Source organism: Pararhizobium mangrovi (assembly GCF_006516965.1).
GTDB classification, from domain to species: Bacteria; Pseudomonadota; Alphaproteobacteria; order Rhizobiales; family Rhizobiaceae; genus Pararhizobium_B; species Pararhizobium_B mangrovi.
Genome location: NZ_VHLH01000015.1, coordinates 96,180 through 114,815 on the forward strand (window position 1 = coordinate 96,180; position 18,636 = coordinate 114,815).

The following is an 18,636-nucleotide window of genomic DNA, read 5'->3' on the forward strand; positions in this document are numbered from 1 at the left end:
ACACGTAACGTTTGGGTGAGACGGCCGGGCGGCGCATGCACGAAAAAACCCGGCGCCTCGCGGCGCCGGGTCGATATCGCCGGACTTTGCCTCGCGCTTACGCCGCGCTGGAAATCCAGGAAGAAAGGGAAGCCTTCGGCGAAGCGCCGACCTTGATGTCGGCGAGCTCGCCGTTCTTGAACATGGCGAGCGTCGGGATGGAGCGAACGCCGTACTGCGCGGCCAGATCCGGGTTCTCGTCGATGTTCAGCTTGGCGACCTTCACCTTGCCGTCCATCTCGGTCGCGATCTCTTCGAGGCTCGGCGCGATCATCTTGCAGGGTCCGCACCACTCCGCCCAGAAATCCACCACGACCGGCTCGTTCGCTTCGAGCACTTCGGACTGAAAGTTCGCGTTGTCGACTTTCACGGTAGCCATCACGGCTCTCCTTCGATTGATGCGGACGGCGCGCGGGACGCCGGCCTTTTCGTTACGAGAAAAGATGTGAGCGCGCCGCGCGCTTTTCAATACGGGATATGTCACGGCGCCGCGAGAGCGGCAAGGGCGGCGTCCATCTCGCCGGCCTCGAGCGGCAGAAGCATCGGCGCCTCCGTGAAGAGAAGCGCCGCCTCGATGCGCTTTTCCGGGTAGAGCGGACGCAGGATCTCGCGGTAGATCGCGAGCTGCGCCTTGTAGGCTTCGGGGACCGTTTCGATGTGCGTATGGGGCGGGCGGTTGGTCTTGTAGTCGACGATCAGAACCCGGTCGCCATCGACCGAAAGCCGGTCGATCCGACCCGAAACCGCATGGTCGCGGCCGGCGAGGCTGAGCGTGCCCATGATGGAGATTTCGGCCCGGCTGCCGCGCGCGAAGACGGGGGCGAAGGCCGCATCCCGCAGGATAGCGAGCACGGGCGCGATCACCGCCGTGCGCTCCTCCGCGGTGCGTGTCGGCCATGCGCGGGCCATGTAGCGCTCGGCGGCCTCGCTGCGTTCGTCGGCTGGAAGGCTCGGCAGAACCTGAAGCAGGCGGTGGACGAGCCGGCCGCGCTCGAGCCCCGCGCTCGGCACGGGCGCAGCAGCCGTCAGCGGCGAAGCAGGCGGCGGCTCGGGCTCGTCGCCGTCGATCAACGCGCTCGCGCCGGATGGGGAGAGCGGGCGCGGCAAGCGCTTCGGCGCGGGAACCGGCCTTGCGAGCGCCTCCGGTGGTGGCGGCGCTGGTTCCGGCGTCGGCGCTTCGGGAGCATCGGCCTCGCGTGCGGCGGAAAGAGCGAACCGCAGGCCCGACCAGCTTTCCGCACCGGCCGTGTAGGTCGTCGGCTCGGCCGAGACCGCCTCCCCGGAAAGCGCTTCCCAGACCATGCCCTGCCAGAAGCGGTATTTCGGGTCGTCGGGGTTCTGGTAGCCGCACACGACGAGGCGGTCGGCCGCACGCGTCAGCGCGACATAGAGGAGGCGGCGATATTCCTCCTCGCCGGCCGCGCGGATCGCATCCCTAAGCGCAGTGGTGAGCGTGTTCTCGTATGCCTTGCCCGGCACCCAGACGAAGGCCGGTGGTGCCGCGGCGCCGTAGCGGTCTTCGAGCGGCAGCGCCCGCAACGCCGGCAGATGGCTCGTATGGACGGCGTCGCCACCGGAATCGACGAGGAAAACGACCGGCGCCTCGAGCCCCTTGGCCGCGTGCACCGTCATGATGCGCACCTCGTCGCGGCCCTTGTCCATCTCGCGCTTGATCTCGGGGGAATCCGTCTCGAGCACGGCGAGAAAGGCCTGCATGCCGGGCAGCACCGTCGCACCCTCGTGATCGAGCGCGAAGGAGAGGAACGCGTCGAGCACGTCGCTCGCCTCGTTGCCGAGCCGGGCGAGCATGCGCGCACGACCGCCTTCGGCAAGGATGCGGGCGAAGAACTCGAAGACGGGCAGGCGGTCGACGAGCCCGCGCCAGGCTTCCAGCTGCGCGTGGATCTGCGCGAAGGGCGGCCTTTCGTCCGCCGCATGGCGCGCGAGGGCTGTGTAGACGCTTTCGCCGTCGCGGCGCTCGCCGGCAAGCGTGTAGAGGTCTTCTTCGGTGAGGGAAAAGAGCGGGCTCTTCAAGACGGCGGCGAGCGAAAGGTCGTCCTGCGGCAGGAGCATGACGCGCGCAAGGGCTGCCAGATCCTGGACCGCGATGTGCTCGGCGAGTTTCAAGCGGTCGGCGCCGGCGACCGGCACGTTCACGCGCTCCTTCAGTTCGCGCGAAAGTGCCTGGACGAACGCGTCGCGCTTGCGCACGAGCACGAGCACGTCGCCCGGTCGGACCGTGCGGGTTTTCCCGTCATCGACGATGGTGCGCCGGCCGATCCAGTCGGCAAGCGTCGTAGCGACCCGGCGGGCGAGCTTCGCCGGCGGCGCGCTTGCATGTTCCGCGTCGAACGGAACGAGCCAGCTTTCCTTTTCCTCCGCCGGTTCCTTGTGGATCATTTCCCAGACATCGACCGAGCCCGGATGGCGCTGGCGCGAGGTCTCGTGGACGATCGCGTCGGTTTCGCCGAGCCCGCGACGGCTGTCTTGATGGGCGAAGACGTGATCGACCGTGGCGAGAACATCGGCCGTCGAGCGGAACGAGACGTGCAGGCGCACCGGCTCGAAGCGCATGCCGGCCTCGCCGACGCGCCGCTCGACGTCGCGGCGTTCCGCATCGAAACGCTCGGGCCGGGCGCCCTGGAAGGAGTAGATCGACTGCTTCTCGTCGCCGACGGCGAAGAGCGTGCGATGGCTGCCACGCGCGCCGGCGCCGGAGAAGAAATCGTCCGAAAGCGCACGGATCACGCGCCACTGCGCCGGGCTCGTATCCTGCGCTTCGTCGACGAGGATGTGGTCAATGCCCTGATCGAGCTTGTAATGCACCCACGCGCCGGCGCCCGCACGGTCGAGCAGCGCGCCGGTGCGGTTGACGAGGTCGTCGAAATCGAGCCGGCCCCGTTCGCGCTTCAGCCGTTCGTATTCGTGGTCGAGGCGATGCGCGAGGGTCAGCGCAGCCGTGGTGACGCGAAGCGTCCCGAGGCGAGCGAGGCGATCGCGGATGAAAAGGAAATGCGCCTGGGCGCGTTCCACCATTTCTTCCGCGTCCGGCATGGCTTCCAGCACGCCCTTCGGCGTGACTTGCGAAAGCTTGCGCGGCTCGCCGACGGAGGTGAGCAGGATCTCCTCGAGCATGCGCCAGCGTTCGGAAGGCGCGGCACGCTCGACCGCGCGCAGGGCGTCGGAAAACTCCAGCGCCTTCTTGGCCTTCTGGCTGTTGGCAGCGGCGTGGTAGGCTTCCAACGTCTGCCCGGCGAGCCCATCGAGCGGCCATGCTGCGGCGGCGATCGATGCGATATCGTCCTCGGGCTCAAGGTCGAAGGCGTGCCCGAGGACCGCCGACGCTCCGCCATGCTGCTCGGCAAAGCCGAGGAAACGACGGATCGGCTCGCGGTTCGCGACGACGAGCGTCAGAAGATTTTCGAGCCCCGTCTCCTCGCCGGCTTCGAGGACCGTGTCGAGCGCGCCGGCCAGCGCCGCGTCCTCGTCGCCGGCGGCCGCGGTCAGAAGCGTGCGCCGTGCTTCGGCGAGAAGCGCCGCGGCGGCCGGTTCGTCCAGGACCTCGAAATGGCCGGCGACGTTCGCTTCGAGCGGGAACTGGTGCAGGAGCGATTCGCAAAAGGCGTGGATCGTCTGGATCTTGAGGCCGCCCGGCGTTTCCAGCGCGTGCGCGAAGAGACGACGGGCAACGAGAAGCCGTTCCGGCCCGGGCGTGCGGCCCTCGACGGCGGAAATACGCTCGGCAAGGGTCTCGTCGTCGAGCCGGGTCCATTCCGAAAGCCGGGCGAACACGCGGTTCGCCATCTCGGCCGCCGCAGCCTTGGTGTATGTGAGACATAGGATCGCCGACGGCCGGCACCCTTCGAGCAGGAGCCGGATTACGCGCTGGGAAAGCACATGCGTCTTGCCGGAACCCGCATTGGCCGAGACCCAGGCGGAGACGAAGGGATCGGACGCACGCGCCTGTTCGGCCGCGACGCGATCGACGAGCGGGATCGTCTCATCCGTCATCGCCGTCGTCTCCTTCCTCGGCCGTCGACCATTCCGCAACACGGGCGAGATGGTCGTATTCGCCCCCGAAATCGCGTGCGCTCGCGGGAATCAGGCGCGAGGCGAAGCCGTGCTCGTTCGATGCCAATGCCTGGACGAAGGCGGAGAATTGAACCAGTGCCGCATCGCCGAGTTCGCTCGCCGAGCGTGTCTCGGCCTTCCCGTCCTTCTTGTCGTCCACGCGATCCACACGGAGCCGCGCCCCCGGCTTCAGGCGCACATAGCGCAGCGCCGACGGCACGAGCGGCGCGACATCGAGGAAACCGTGATGCTGGAGGACACCCGCCTCCAGCGCGAGCTGCGGATCGAGAAGCGTGCGCGCCTGCTTGGCCGAAGGCGCCGCACCGGTCTTGTAGTCGATGATCTCGGCCGTACCGTCGGCCATCAGATCGATGCGATCGGCCATGCCGGAAAGAACGACGCCGGCGGCCGGAATGTGCGTGCGCGCATACGCTTCGACATGGCGTCCGACGACCGTTTTCTCGCGCCTGCTCTCCCATTCGAGGAAAAGCTTCGCGACCCGTTCGAAGCGTGGACGCCAGACGGCCGCAATGTGTGCCGGCAACTGCCAGGCGTCGAACTGCCTTGCCGTCAGCGTCTTGAAGAGCCCCAGCGCTTCGGGGTCGGAGGCGGCGACGCCGGACCGCGCGAAATTCTCCAGGATCTCGTGATAGATCGAACCCCGCGCGGCGAAGGAAGGATCCTGCATGAGTTCGGCGATCGGTTCGAGTGCCAGCACGCGCCTGGCGTAGATCGCGTATGGGTCACGGCGCAGGAGCCCGACCTCGCTGAATGAATAGCGCTTCGGCTGGCGCTCGCGTGGCGGCTTCGGCGCCGGGCGCGAAGCGAGCGGCACGCTTTCGGCCGTATCGAGCGTTGCCGCCCAGTCGCAGAAGGCCGTACCTCGCGTTCGCATCGCCGTCGCGGTTTCCTCGCCGACGACCGTCAGCAGGCGCTGGAGCCAGCGCGAGGCGACGGTCGGCCCGCCGCCGGCGCGTGCGGCGCGCGATAGGACGAGACGGCGGGCGCCGAAGCCCATCTGAATGTCGTGCGCAGCCTGGCCGATGCGCCGTTCGGGCGGCTCCAGGCCGATCGCGGTCTTCATGGCGCGCGAGAGGAAGGCGTCGTTGGCGGTCTGCGCAGGCCAGCTCTGCTCGTTGAGACCGGCAAGCAGGAGCGTGTCGACCGGCTGAAGCCTCGCCTCAAGCGCACCCCAGACAAAGACGCGCGGATGGGCTCCGGTACGCGGCTTGACCGTTTCCCCGGCAAGAAGAGCCGGCAGCATCGCCGCCCATTCGGCGCCCGTAACCTCGAGGCCCGCCCGGCTTTCCACGGTGCTCGCCATCAGTTCGGCGAGACGCTCGCCGGCTTCGCCCGCCCACAGCCCGTCGAGCCTTCCCTCGGCGTCGATGCAGATCGCTTCGAGGGTCTCCGTCGTCGCACGCGCCCATTCGGCGACGGAAAACGCGCTCGTCAGGCCTTCGGCGGGGTCGCCTGCGCGATGGCGCACGAGCCGGCTCTTCAGCGGGAAGACGGCTGCTTCGACCCGTTTGGCGAGATCGCGAGCGTCCGCGCGCGCCTCCGGTCCGATCCGTGAAAACCAGCGCGGCGCATGGTCGTCGTCGTCGTTTTCCGTCATGCGGCGTTCGAGAAGGGCCGTCAGTTCGGCCACGATGGCCTCGCCCGTTCCGCCGCGAAGGGCGAGAAGCTCGATCATGCGGGCGGAATGGCGTGCCTTGCCGGCGGAAAGGCCGAAGCGGGCGAGCGGATGCTTGAGGAGGGAAAGCAGCGCGACCGGATCGCCCGGCGCGAGCGCCACCTCGACGGCGAGCCGGAAGATGGTGCCCGGTCCGGTGGCGCCGAGCGGTCGACCCGCGGAATCGTCCGCCTCGATGCCGAAGCGGCGAAGCTCGTTCGATACGCGTCGGGCGAGCGCCCGGTCCGGTGTGACGAGTGCGACCTGATGGTCCTCGCCCTCTTCCAGCGCAAGCCGCATGGCGACGGCGAGCGCCTGCGCCTCGGAACGCTCGCCCGCCGCTTCGATCAGCGAAACGTCTGCGAAGGCGGCCGGTGCGGCATCCGCGAGCGCATGGGTTTCGGGTTCGGCCCAGGCATCGGTCGCCTCCGACGGCAGCATGGCGAGCGAGACGAGCCGATTGCGCACGGCGTACATCTCGTCGGGTTCGGCGAGATCGGCGACCGCGTCGCGACCGACGCGCAGATGCGAAAGCAGAGCGTAAAGCCCGTATTGCGGGTGGGCGCGGGTCGCCGGATCGTCCGTGCGGCCCCTGATCGTCGCACCGACCTGCAACCAGTGTTCGGGGCGCATGCCGAGATCGAGGCCGGGCAGCACGACTGCGCCCATCGGGCTTTCGGCGACGGCGGCGACAAGGTCGCGCGTGGCCGGCAGCGAACCCGTCGAACCGGCGACGACCACCGGCCCGTCCGGTGGCGTTTCGCGGAACCGGCGGGCCTGCGCGCGCAGCGCGGCATTGCGGTGGGCGGCCGGATTCGCGCGCGCGAGCTCGCCCAGCCGTTCGGGCCAGTAGCGCGTGGCGATGCGAAGGAATTCGAGCGTGAGCTGCCACCACGCGGCATGGTCGGCCGCTTCCAGCGTCTCGAGGGCCGACCAGTCCTTGCCGGCCGTTTCCATCTCGTCCATCAGATCCGCAAGGCCGCGCGCGAGCCACAATGCATCGGCCGGGTTCGCCGGCGCAATCAACGGTGTCTCGCCGTGCACTTCCTCGACGGCACGCGGCAGTGCGGCTTTCCAGGCGAGGATGAGGCGCGCGAGTTCCAGGAGCCTTTCGACAGGGTCGACCGGCGGATCGAGATCGAGCGTCTCCGGCGACGGCGCTTCGAAGAAGCCGGCATCGTCGTCGATCTCGCCGAGCGGACGGATGACGGGCAGGATCGCCGAACCACCGCCGAGCCGGTCGACGAAGAGCGATCGCAGCGTGCGCGCGGCACGGCGCGTGGGGACGAAGATGGTGACGGTGGCAAGCGCTAGTGGATCGGCACGATCGGCGGTGAAACCGTCGACCAGCCGCCCCTCGCACAGCGCATCGACGAGCGTCTTCAAAAACGGCACGCCCGGCGGGATCGAGACGAGCCGTCCGCCGCTCATGCCGAGGCGACCTCGGTGCTGCGGTGGCGCGAGACGAACGCGCCGGCCTTGCCGATCGCATCCGGCGTGCCGACGGTGAGCCAGTGCCCCCGCATCGCCATCCCGTAAAGCCTGCCGCTCTCGATCGCCGCATCGAAGCATCGATTGAGCGAAAACGCCCCTTCCGGCGCATCGGCGAAGATGCGTGGATGGCACACCAGCGCACCGGCATAGACGAGTGGTTCGCCGTTCGCTCCGTCGTAGCGTGCAAGCCGGCCGTCTGCTTCGAAGACGAAGTCGCCGCGGCCTTCGTAACCGGTCGCCTGATCGGGTCTCGCAAGCATGAGGAGCATGTCCATGCTCTTCGACGAAAAAGCGTCGGAGAGTGCACGCAGATTGCTCGTCGGTGCGCTGCTTTCCTCCAGCCAGAAGGAATCGGCATTGAGCACGAAGAAGGGTGACGGGCCGAGCTGCGGTAGAGCCTTGACGATGCCGCCGCCCGAATCCATCAACACGTCCGTTTCATCGGAAATCACCGTTTCGGGCCGTCGCCGGTTCGCCAGATGGTCCCGCATCCGCCCGGGGAGATGGTGCACGTTCACCACCGCGCGCTCGACGCGTGCTTCGGCCAGCGCATCGAGCGCGTAGTCGATGAGCGGGGTGCCGGCGATCGGAACGAGCGGCTTCGGCACGCGCAGGGTGATCGGCCGCATGCGCATGCCGAGGCCAGCGGCCAGCACCATCGCGTTCGTGACCTCGTTCGATGCCGACACGGCCGTCTCCTTCATGATTCGCGTCAAACGATTCCAACCCTTCGGTAGAACGCGCGCAAGGGGGCGAGCGCCGGATGTTCGAGCGCTTGCGCGAGATAGGCCTCGATGCGCGGCATGGACGCTGGATCGCCTGCCAGCGTCATTCCCGCGAGAATCCGCGTCGCCTGCTGCACCTGCAGAATGGCGAGCGTGCGGCCAAACGCGTCGACGTCGAAGCCTTCGTCGCGTGCCTGGCGGGCCGAGATGTACCGGGCGACGAGATCGGCCGCGAGATCACGCGAGATCGTGGCGTGGGGATCGTGGACCAGCGTGGCGACGTCGTAGGCGTTCGGGCCGATGACGGCATTCGCGAAACCGGTAAGGCCGATGCGAGCCTCGTCGCGATGCTGCGGCAGCCAGAAGAGGGAGCGCGAACCGAAGCCTTGCAGCATGACATGCTGCTGTGCTTCCTCGGCGCGCGAAAGAAGCTCCGTCCACAGGCGTCGGAACGTTGCTCGGTCCGTTTCTGCGATGGGCATATCCCTCTCTTGTGCCGCGTAGCGATCGAGGATCGGCTCGGCCTCGACCACCATTGCCTCCTTGTCGAACGGCGCGAGGGTATATCGCTCGCCATCGGGAAGCGGCAGGGCGCCCGGCTTCGGCCCGTCGTGAAGCACGGAAAGCGCTTCGATCGCGGCTTCGTAGCGTTCCGGTATCGCCGCGCCATCGGCATCGACGATGCCTTGTTCGCCGAAATCTTCGGCGAGAAAGAAACGGTCGTCGATGTCGCTCGCGACGATGTCCGGCGCACCGAGCCCCCGGCTCCGCAGGAAGCCGTCGACGGCGAGGAAGGCGCGGACGGGTGTCGTCGCGTCGGGCGCGTCCGGCGTGCGGCCGGCGGCGTCCATCAGCATAAGGCTCGGGCCTGCGACCGGGTGGATCCGCTCGCGCGCGAAGGGCACGCCTCGATCCGCAAGCCGGCGGCGCTTCGCCTCGCCGCGCGCGAAGCGTTCGAGAAAGGCGCGCGTTTCGAAGCTGCGCTCAATTCGCAAAGCCGTCTCGCCCTGCGCTTCGATCGTCATGCGCCGACCTCGCCCTTCCATGGAAAGGCGGATGCGCACGCGATCGGCCGGCAGCAGATCACCGGCGTTTTCGGGCCATTCAACGATCGCCGCGCCATCTTCGAGCGCTTCGTCGAGGCCGAGCTCTTCCAGCTCTTCCGGATCACCGATGCGGTAGAGATCGAAATGGGCGACGGGCACGCGCAGCGCATAGGGCTGGACGAGCGTGAATGTCGGGCTCGGTACTTCCAGCGCCTCGTCGTCGGCTAGCGCACGGATCAGCGCACGGGCGAGCGTCGACTTGCCGGCGCCGAGATCGCCCGAAAGCGCGAGGCAATCGCCGGGCGCAAGTGCCATCGCGAGATCCTCGCCGGCACGAAGGGTCGCGGTTTCGTCGGCGAGCACCCGGTCGAACGTCGCCACGGTATCGTTCCTCAGCCCGAAGCCTGGGCGCGCGCCGTCTCCGCGGAGGGTATGCGGCAGACGACGGTCGTGCCCTCGCCCGGTCCGCTCTCGATCGCGACGTCGCCGCCGTGAAGGCTGACGAAGCTGTCGACGATGGAAAGGCCGAGCCCGGCGCCACGCGGGCGCCCGTCATGATCGACCGTTTCGAAGCGCTTGAAAACCGTCTTCAGCACGTCCGCGGGAATGCCTGGCCCGGAATCGGAAACCGTGAAGATCGCCGCCTGCCCCTCGCGCGCGCAATCGAGGCGGATCAGCGAACCTTCCGGCGCGTAGCTCGCCGCGTTCGAAAGGAGCTTGAAGAGGATCTGCTTCAGCCGCTGCGGATCGGCGACGATCCGGCCGAGGCCGCGCCCCTTGGCGACGGCGAGCTCGGCATGGGCCTCCTTCAACCGGTCGCCCATCTGCTCGGCGACCTCGTCGAGAATGGCCGAAAGATCCACCTCGGCGAGGTCGAGCTGCATGATGCCGGCATCGACGGTGGCGAGATCGAGGATGTCGTTGACGATCGTCAGGAGCACCGAGGACGAGGTCGCGATGTGATCGACGTAGTCGGACTGGCGGTCGTTGAGCGCACCGGACGTCTCGCTGCGCAGGAGATCGGTGAAACCGATGATGTTGGTGAGCGGGGAACGCAGTTCGTAGGAGACGTGCTGAACGAAATCGTTCTTCAGCGCATCCGCCTTGCGCAGCGCCTCGTTCATGTCGGTGAGCGCGCGTTCGACGCGCACGCTGTCGGACATGTTGACGAAGGTCGCCATCCACTGCGCGTTCGGCAGGGGAACGAGGGCGTAGTCGAGCACGATGCCGCTCGTCAGTTCCGTGCGACCCTCGCTCGTCCGGCGTTCGTCGTCGAAACTGGTGATGATGCCCGAAAAGCTGCGCCAGCTCGTCCCCTCGGGATCGGAGGCGCGGCAGGCGCCGGCGACGTCGCGGATATGCGTGCCGGGTTCGGCCTGATCGTCGGCGATGCCCCATAGCGCGCGGAAGGCGGGGTTCGACAGCTTCAGGCGTCCGTCCGTACCGAAGACGGCCACGCCTTCGGCCAGGTGATCGATCGTTTCGCCCTGGACGCGCACCAGCGTGTTGTAGCGTGCCTCGAGATCGACCTTTTCCGTAAGGTCGTCGAAGACGAAGGTCGCTCCTCCCTGCGGATGCGCGTTGGCGAAGACGTGAAGCGTCTGTCCGTCCGGCAGGTGCCACAGATGCGAATGCGGTTCGAGCGAGCGGTAGACGGCGAGGATCCGTTCCTTCCATTCCCGCCACGAGGGCGGTTCCGGCAGCTTGCCCTCGGCACGCAGCCGTTCGAGGAACTCGCCATTGCCCGGATGGGCATCGAGAAAGCCGGTTTCGAGGCCCCAAAGGCGCTGGAATGCCTGGTTGTAGAAGCTCAACCGCTGTTCCTGGTCGAAGAGCGCGACCGGCGTGGCGAGATGATCGAGCGTCTCGGCATGGCTGCGCAGCGTGCGCGCCAGTTCCTCGCGCGCATTTTCGAGCGCGGTCGCGTTAGCCGCCATGCCGGCCGTGCCGGAAGGGCTGGCTGCCTCGACGACCTCGTAGAAGACGCGATCGCCATGGACGACGGTCGACAGAGTTTCGGCGAACGGCCGCTCGGGCATCGTCTCGGCGCCGATCCTCTGGCGTGCCCGCGTGTCGAGAAGCTCGGTGCCGTGCGCCAGCACGTCGGTAGGCCGGCGTGCCTCCACGGCTTCGGCATAGGCATGGTTGACCCAGACCAGCCGATGGGTCTCGTCACGCATCCAGACGGGCGTGTCGAGCGCGTCGAGAAGCCCTTCGGTGCGCTCGAGCGCGCCTGCAAGACGGTCGTTTTCGATGCGCAGTTCGGCGATCTCGGCGCGCAGATTGGCAAGTGCCACGAAACGCACGAAGGCACGACCGCCAGAAACGCGACCCTGCGCCTCGACGATCTGGCCGCGGGCCGTCTCCACGACGAGGTCGAACCGTTCCGCATCGGCACGCAACCGGTCGATCGCCTGTTCGATGCGCGCGGCCGAGCGCGGCTCCAGCCATCGGCCGAAGGCGAGGAAACCGGCGTCGTCCACCGGCGCGCCGATCTCGTTCGGCAGTGCGCCGATCAGTTCGACCGGGGTGCCCACGCCTTCCCAAACGGCAATGCGACGGTCCTTGTCGACGAGCAGGGACTGGTAGCGCGCGTTGCGGGCGTCCGCCTCGCCGAGCGCGTATTCGAGTTCGCCGTTGCGCGTTTCGAGCCGGGCCCGCTCGCGCATCAGCCAGAGAGCGGAAATCATCGCTGCGGAGATCGCGCCGAGTACCAGCGCGAGGCTGACCATGTCGCCGGAAGAAATCCACTGGGCAGGCGGCCGCGCCATTGCCGGCGCGGCGATCGCCTCGGCCGGCAGCACAAGGCCCAGTCCGACGAGCATCGTGCGCAAGCACGACGGAACGTTCACCGGAAGACGACCGCTCGTACCGCCGCGCACACCGCGAAAAAGCGCTGGCGCCCCGACGCGATCGCGCGCGCCAAGGAGCTTCCTTTTCGGCATGTCTCGGTCCTCTCCGCCGCGTGATGACAAGACAAACGCCAGATGGTCCGCCGTCGCTCAAGGACGGACGTAACGACCTCCATACAGATGACGATGCCGGCTATCCCCGTCCGGCCGAATCATCCCCACCACAATACCGCCTCGACGATTCGCCGCAAAGATCGTGTGGCAAAAAGAAGACCGCGCCTCAAAACCGGGACGCGGTCCACAAGATGTGGTATTCGGATGGAAAATAATCAGTAGCGGTAGTGTTCCGGCTTGAACGGACCTTCGGTCGTCACGCCAATATAGTCGGCCTGTTCCTTCGAAAGCTCGCTCAGATGCACGTTCAGCTTGCCGAGGTGCAGGCGGGCGACCTTCTCGTCGAGGTGCTTCGGCAGGACGTAGACCTCGTTGTGGTACTTGTCGCCCTTGGTGAAGAGCTCGATCTGCGCCAGCGTCTGATTGGTGAAGGACGCCGACATGACGAAGGACGGGTGGCCGGTGGCGTTGCCGAGGTTCAGGAGGCGACCTTCCGAAAGCAGGATCATGCGCTTGCCTTCGGGGAACTCGATCATGTCCACCTGCGGCTTGATATTGTCCCACTTGAAGTTCTTCAGCGAGGCGACCTGGATCTCGTTGTCGAAGTGGCCGATGTTGCCGACGATCGCCATGTCCTTCATCTCGCGCATGTGGTCGAGACGGATGACGTCCTTGTTGCCGGTCGTGGTGATGAAGATGTCGGCCGTCGCGATCACGTCCTCGAGGGTGACGACCTCGAAGCCGTCCATCGCCGCCTGAAGCGCGCAGATCGGATCGACCTCGGTAACCTTGACCCGGGCGCCGGCCCCGGCGAGCGAAGCGGCCGAGCCCTTGCCGACGTCGCCATAGCCGCACACGACGGCAACCTTGCCGGCCATCATCACATCGGTCGCACGGCGGATACCGTCGACGAGAGATTCCTTGCAGCCGTACTTGTTGTCGAACTTCGACTTGGTGACGGAATCGTTGACGTTGATCGCCGGGAACGGCAGGCGGCCGGCCTTCTGGAGCTGGTAGAGACGGTTGACACCCGTCGTCGTCTCCTCGCTGACGCCCTTCAGCGCATCGCGCTGCCTGGTGAACCAGCCGGGCGAAGCCTCCATGCGCTTCCTGATCTGGGCGAAGAGGACTTCCTCCTCCTCCGCACCCGGATTAGAAAGGACGTCCTCGCCGGCTTCGGCGCGTGCACCCGTCAGGATGTACATGGTCGCGTCGCCACCGTCGTCCAGGATGAGGTTCGACGGGTTGCCGTCGCTCCACTGGAAGATGGAATCCGTGTAGGACCAGTAGTCCACCAGCGTCTCGCCCTTGACGGCGAAGACCGGCGTTCCGCCCTTCGCGATCGCCGCGGCCGCGTGGTCCTGCGTCGAGAAGATGTTGCAGGACGCCCAGCGGACCTCGGCACCGAGCGCTTCCAGCGTCTCGATGAGCACGGCCGTCTGGATGGTCATGTGGAGCGAGCCGGAGATGCGCGCGCCCGTGAGCGGCTTGCTCGCGCCGAATTCCTCGCGACAGGCCATCAAGCCCGGCATCTCGGTTTCGGCGATGGTGATCTCCTTGCGGCCGTAATCGGCCAGACCAATGTCGGCGACCGTGTAGTCGTTCTCAGCCATTCCAGTACTCCGGATCGGTTCGCGATACGCGCGCCGGCAGCAGCTCGAACCGGCAGCGCAAGGTTCTCGGAGGGCTTTAGCAGGATTGGCGGGAGCAGGCAAGGAGGATATAAAGAAGTCTTTATGTCTTTATCTTCGGCCGCTTCGTGCGTTCCGATCAGGCGTCTTCGCCGAAGCGGCTCTCGACGAGGTCGGCCAGCGACGCGACCGCCTGCTCGGCATCCGAACCGCTTGCCGAAATGGCGATGCGGCAGCCCGGACTGGCGGCGAGCATCATCAGTCCCATGATCGACGTGCCGCCGACTTCCGTCCCGTCCTTGGCGACCGTCACCGCCGCCGCGAAGGACTCCGCCATCTGGACGAACTTCGCCGAAGCGCGGGCATGCAGGCCGCGCTTGTTGACGATGCACACGGTGCGCGAAACGGTTTCGTCGGGGCCTGCTTCCACGCTATTTCCCCGAGAGCACGCGGCTGGCGACATTGATATATTTGCGTCCCGCCTCCTGGGCGTCGGCGAGCGCATCCTCGACGCTTCTCTCGCCGCGCACGCCGGCGAGCTTGATCAGCATCGGCAGGTTGACGCCCGCGACCACCTCGATGCGGCCGTCGTCCATCACCGAGATGGAAAGGTTGGAGGGCGTTCCGCCGAACATGTCGGTGAGGATGATGACGCCGCTGCCGCATTCGACCCGCCCGACCGCGTCGACGATGTCCTGACGGCGCTGGTCCATGTCGTCGTCGGGCCCGATGCACACCGTCTCGAACGCGCTCTGCGGACCAACCACATGCTCCAGCGCGTGACGGAATTCCTCCGCCAGCTTGCCATGGGTGACAAGCACCAGTCCGATCATGTGAAGCCTGCTCCCGTCGCCGGTCCGATTGGCCTCGACGGCTCCGTCCATGCGGAAGCCGTAATGGCGGCAATCCGCGCATCTTCTTCACACAGGACGCGAGTGCAAGCCCTTTTTCCGCCGGACACGCTTCCCCGCCTTCACAGACGAAGGAGATCGGGCCGGCATGCGGCCACCATCGCGAGGGTTGCGGTCTCGCCGCCCGCATGGAGCGCCGGTAGCGGTCCGACGCCTGCGAGCATTACCGGCTCCGGCGGCTCGGGAAGCCGCTCGGCGGTGCCGGGCAGCGCGCACAGGACGACCAGATGCACGACGGCCGTCTTCAGATACGGCATCGCGAGGAGGCCCGTGCCGCGCCGTTCGATCCGGCCGGCGATCGCGGCCGGCGCTTCCGCGAGCACGACGCCCCCCGCCGTGCGCACCAGGATCTGGTCGTCGGCGACGAGGGCGGAAAAGAGGCCGAGGGCATGCGCCTCGGCGAGGCATGCGAGGGCACGCGCGGACTTGCCGCTGCCCGAAGGCCCGAGGAAGACGAGGCCGGTGGTGCCGACGACGATCGCGCTCGCATGGACGTTCGCCGGTTCGCCCACGCCGCTCATTGCTGGAGCGCCGGCAGGGCGAGCACGAAACGCGCGCCGGCGATCTTTCCGGTGGCGGGGCTCGTCATGTTCTCCGCCGTCAGCCGACCGCCATGCGCCTCGGCGATCTGGCGACTGATCGACAGACCGAGACCGGAGTTCTGTCCGAAATCCTCTCCATCCGGGCGATCGGTGTAGAAGCGCTCGAAGATGCGATCGACATTCTCCGCACGGATGCCCGGACCGTCGTCCTCGACGATCACCAGGCAGAGGCTGCGCGTGCGCAGCAGCCGCACGGTGATGCAGCCGTCCTTTTGCGCCACGAAGGAGCGTGCGTTCTCGATGAGGTTGGTGATGACCTGACCGAGACGCAGATCGTGGCCGGCGACCTTGAAGTCGTTGCGGGAGGCGTGCCGTCGCTCGATCTCGAAACGGATTTCGACCGGCCGAACGCGGCTCGACGCCTGACGCGCCATTTCGACGAGGCCGGTCACGAGGTTTTCGAGATCGAGCGGTTCGGCGTCCTGGCGCGCGAGTTCGGCATCGAGCCTCGAAGCGTCCGAAATGTCGCTGATCAGGCGGTCGAGACGGCGCACATCGTGCAGGATGACGTCCGTCAGGCGTTTTCGCGCATCGTCATTGCGTGCAAGCGGCAGCGTTTCGACCGCGCTCCGCAGCGAAGTGAGCGGATTCTTCAGCTCGTGGCTGACGTCCGCGGCAAAGCTTTCGATCGCATCGATGCGGTCGTAGAGCGCGTTGGTCATGCTGCGCAGGGCCACCGACAGGTTGCCGATCTCGTCCTGGCGTTCGGAAAAGTCCGGGATTTCCTCGCGCACGCGCACACCGCGGCGAACGCGCACCGCGGCGGCCGAAAGCCGGCGCAACGGACTGGTGATCGTGCTCGCCAGCAGGATCGACAGGACGACCATGACGAGGGCCGCCACCCCGAAGACACGAAAGATCGCGAGCCGCTCGGCATGGACGATCTTGTCGATGTCGCCGGCCTGCGTCGAAAGCAGGAGCACGCCGAGCACGGCGCGATAACGCTGGATCGGCACGGCGACCGAGACGATGAGTTCACTGTCAGAATTGACGCGCACGACGGCGCCGCGCGCGCCGGTCAGCGCACGCATGACCTCGGGATAGATCGAGCCGTCGCCACCCGGCTGTTCCTTGTAGAGCGGCAGGTCGCGGCGCTGGAAGAGGCGATCCATCCATGTGCCGAAGCGCTGGAGCAGCCCCGGATCGTCGGTCTTCGGTGGCGGCAGATCGTAGCGCAGGACCTGCCCGCGCGAATAGAGGTGACGGGAATCGAGAATCAGGCTCGCATCGTTGTCGTAGATACGCGCCCTGGTGCGGGTGGGGGAAATCAGACGCCTGAGCACCGGCGCGATCTTTTCCGGATCGATCGCGAAATCGAGGCTTTCGTCGCTGGGGGCCGCCATCGGACCCTTGCCGGCCTGCTGTGCCAAGAGCTTGTTGGGATCGATGGTGATGGAATTGGTGTCGACGGACGCCGACGCACCGATCGCGCCCGCGATGATCTCGCCTTGGGTAAGCAAGCTTTCCACCCGCGCGTCGATCAGGCCTTCACGGAACTGGTTCAGATAGAGGATGCCGGCGACGAGGACGACGAGGGCGGCAAGGTTGAGGAAAAGGATCCGCCGCGTGAGGCTGGAGAAGACGACGTGTCCGAAGACGCGGCGTACGAGCCTGATCGGGTGGCGCCATCCGCGTGCGCGAGGCGACGGTGTTCCCTCCGCCTCGTAGGCGCCATCAGAATACGCCGGACCCTCTTCGCTGTGTGCTGCCATAGGGGTGCAGTCTAGAACAGTTCCGGACGAAACGGAATCGGTTCACCGTCCGGACGTCGGGTCGAATCACCGAATTGCGGCGGGACCGGGAGCGGGGTCGTCGAGAAGATCCCGCCACTGGCAAGCGGATGAACGCGACGGAGGCCGGCCGGCCCGGTCGCCCGTTACGCGCGCCGCCTCAAGCGGGCACCTCGCGGAACCGGTAGCCGACACCGTAGAGCGTTTCGATCATGTCGAAGTCCTGGTCGACCATCTTGAACTTCTTGCGCAGTCGCTTGATGTGGCTGTCGATCGTGCGATCGTCGACATAGACCTGCTCGTCGTAGGCCGCGTCCATCAAGGCGTCGCGGCTCTTGACGACGCCCGGGCGCTGGGCGAGCGACTGCAGGATCAGGAATTCCGTTACCGTGAGCGTGACGGGCTTGCCGGCCCAGGTGCAGGTGTGGCGCTCCTGGTCCATGACGAGCGCGCCGCGTTCGAGCGTACGCGACGGCGTGCTCGGCGCGCCGGAGGCTCCGGCCGCGACTTCGCGGGTCGCGCCCCGGCGCAGCACCGCCTTGACCCGCTCAACCAGGAGGCGTTGCGAAAACGGCTTGGTGATGAAGTCGTCCGCGCCCATCTTCAGGCCGAACAGCTCGTCGATCTCCTCGTCCTTGGACGTGAGGAAGATCGCCGGAATGTCGGACTTCTGGCGCAGCCGGCGCAGAAGCTCCATGCCGTCCATGCGCGGCATCTTGATGTCGAGGATGGCAAGTTGCGGCGGACGGGCGGTCAGCCCGTCGAGCGCCGAGGCGCCATCGGTATAGGTTTCGACACGATACCCTTCCGATTCGAGTGCGATCGAAACCGATGTCAGGATGTTGCGATCGTCGTCGACCAGCGCGACCGTCTGCATCGCGGCATTCTCCGTCATGGCATGCGTCCCCTTGATCAACGCGGCTGGCCGATTCGGCCGATGGGCGAACCGGTCGGGTTGCCCGCGCACAAAGAGAGCAGAATGAGAACAAAGTTTGACACGCTCTCACGAGCTTGTCATTCGAAACCGCCGATATCGCGCTTCGCGGACGAATGGAACCGACGAAGGCTCCCAGTCATATCGTTGCGTCCTAAACGACCTTTGCCGGGAAAGGTTCATCCCATGCACGCATTAGACGAGATCACGCAGGATATCGCGGCGTGGCGCTTTGTGATGCGCCGAGGCCGCACGCGCTGATGGCAGGCGAACCGCTACGCGTCGCAGGCGGCATCGTCGTCGCCGGGTGGGAACTGATCGAGCAGTTCGTGCAGGCTTCGGGCCCCGGCGGCCAGAACGTCAACAAGGTGGCCTCCGCCGTGCAGCTGCGCATGGACGTCGCGCGTTCCCCTTCGCTGCCTTCCAGGGTGAAGGCGAACACGCTGCGGCTTGCCGGCCGCCGGGCGACGAAGGATGGCGCCGTCGTCATCGAAGCGAACCGGTTCCGCACGCAGGAGCGCAACCGGCAGGATGCGCGCGACCGGCTGGCCGCCCTGATCGCCGAGGCGGCCGCACCGCCGCCGAAGCCGAGAAGAGCGACGCGCCCCTCGCGCGGCGCGGTGGAACGGCGCCTGAAGACGAAGAAGGCGCGCGGCGACGTCAAGAAGAAGCGCGGCCGGGTCGACCGGGAGTAGGCGCCAGCGGCACGCTCTTCAGCGGCGTTAGGATCTGTACTCATAAACGGGATTCCGTTTGAGGCTGGATCGTGATTCAAAGATCCTCGAGGAGGAGCTTTGAATGGCCCGTTTCGA

The 18,636-nt window shown here is 66.9% G+C and carries 13 protein-coding genes; 1 reads left to right on the forward strand and 12 read right to left on the reverse strand.

The window, feature by feature from the left end:
• Nucleotides 1-97 precede the first annotated feature (97 nt).
• The 12 genes from trxA to FJU11_RS09690 form a co-directional block, all read right to left on the reverse strand.
• Nucleotides 98-418, reverse strand: coding sequence for a thioredoxin (gene trxA / locus FJU11_RS09635; RefSeq protein WP_141166828.1), 321 nt, complete (start codon nt 416-418; stop codon nt 98-100).
• A 101-nt stretch (nt 419-519) separates the two neighbouring features.
• On the reverse strand, nt 520-4,050 hold the full coding sequence (addA, locus tag FJU11_RS09640) for a double-strand break repair helicase AddA (RefSeq protein WP_141166829.1): 3,531 nt from the start codon (nt 4,048-4,050) through the stop codon (nt 520-522).
• Nucleotides 4,040-7,216 carry a double-strand break repair protein AddB gene (addB, locus tag FJU11_RS09645; RefSeq protein WP_141166830.1) on the reverse strand — a complete coding sequence of 1,059 codons (3,177 nt, stop codon included), beginning with the start codon at nt 7,214-7,216 and terminating at the stop codon, nt 4,040-4,042. Before addB ends, addA begins: the two co-directional genes overlap by 11 nt.
• Nucleotides 7,213-7,938 carry a nucleotidyltransferase family protein gene (locus tag FJU11_RS09650; protein WP_141166851.1) on the reverse strand — a complete coding sequence of 242 codons (726 nt, stop codon included), beginning with the start codon at nt 7,936-7,938 and terminating at the stop codon, nt 7,213-7,215. Before FJU11_RS09650 ends, addB begins: the two co-directional genes overlap by 4 nt.
• Before the next feature lie 53 nt (nt 7,939-7,991).
• Nucleotides 7,992-9,431: a tRNA (adenosine(37)-N6)-threonylcarbamoyltransferase complex ATPase subunit type 1 TsaE gene (gene tsaE, locus FJU11_RS09655; protein WP_141166831.1), complete on the reverse strand. Its 1,440-nt coding sequence runs from the start codon at nt 9,429-9,431 to the stop codon at nt 7,992-7,994.
• Between the two features lie 11 nt (nt 9,432-9,442).
• Nucleotides 9,443-11,875, reverse strand: a complete 2,433-nt coding sequence (locus FJU11_RS09660) for a sensor histidine kinase (RefSeq protein WP_407946701.1) — start codon at nt 11,873-11,875, stop codon at nt 9,443-9,445.
• Between the two features lie 356 nt (nt 11,876-12,231).
• On the reverse strand, nt 12,232-13,629 hold the full coding sequence (ahcY, locus tag FJU11_RS09665) for an adenosylhomocysteinase (RefSeq protein WP_141166833.1): 1,398 nt from the start codon (nt 13,627-13,629) through the stop codon (nt 12,232-12,234).
• A gap of 157 nt (nt 13,630-13,786) precedes the next feature.
• Nucleotides 13,787-14,110, reverse strand: a complete 324-nt coding sequence (locus tag FJU11_RS09670; RefSeq protein WP_141166834.1) for an HPr family phosphocarrier protein — start codon at nt 14,108-14,110, stop codon at nt 13,787-13,789.
• Nucleotides 14,079-14,480: a PTS sugar transporter subunit IIA gene (locus FJU11_RS09675; protein WP_141166835.1), complete on the reverse strand. Its 402-nt coding sequence runs from the start codon at nt 14,478-14,480 to the stop codon at nt 14,079-14,081. The genes FJU11_RS09670 and FJU11_RS09675 overlap by 32 nt, the downstream gene beginning before the upstream one ends.
• 140 nt (nt 14,481-14,620) lie before the next feature.
• Nucleotides 14,621-15,079, reverse strand: a complete 459-nt coding sequence (locus tag FJU11_RS09680; protein ID WP_141166836.1) for an HPr kinase/phosphorylase — start codon at nt 15,077-15,079, stop codon at nt 14,621-14,623.
• Nucleotides 15,076-16,872, reverse strand: a complete 1,797-nt coding sequence (locus tag FJU11_RS09685; protein ID WP_141166837.1) for a sensor histidine kinase — start codon at nt 16,870-16,872, stop codon at nt 15,076-15,078. The genes FJU11_RS09680 and FJU11_RS09685 overlap by 4 nt, the downstream gene beginning before the upstream one ends.
• Before the next feature lie 178 nt (nt 16,873-17,050).
• Complete coding sequence (locus FJU11_RS09690) at nt 17,051-17,767, reverse strand: response regulator transcription factor (protein ID WP_141166852.1); 717 nt, start codon at nt 17,765-17,767, stop codon at nt 17,051-17,053.
• Nucleotides 17,768-18,084: 317 nt separating this feature from the next.
• Between FJU11_RS09690 and arfB the strand changes: the two genes are divergently transcribed.
• Nucleotides 18,085-18,519, forward strand: coding sequence for an alternative ribosome rescue aminoacyl-tRNA hydrolase ArfB (arfB, locus tag FJU11_RS09695; protein ID WP_141166853.1), 435 nt, complete (start codon nt 18,085-18,087; stop codon nt 18,517-18,519).
• Nucleotides 18,520-18,636: the final 117 nt, after the last annotated feature.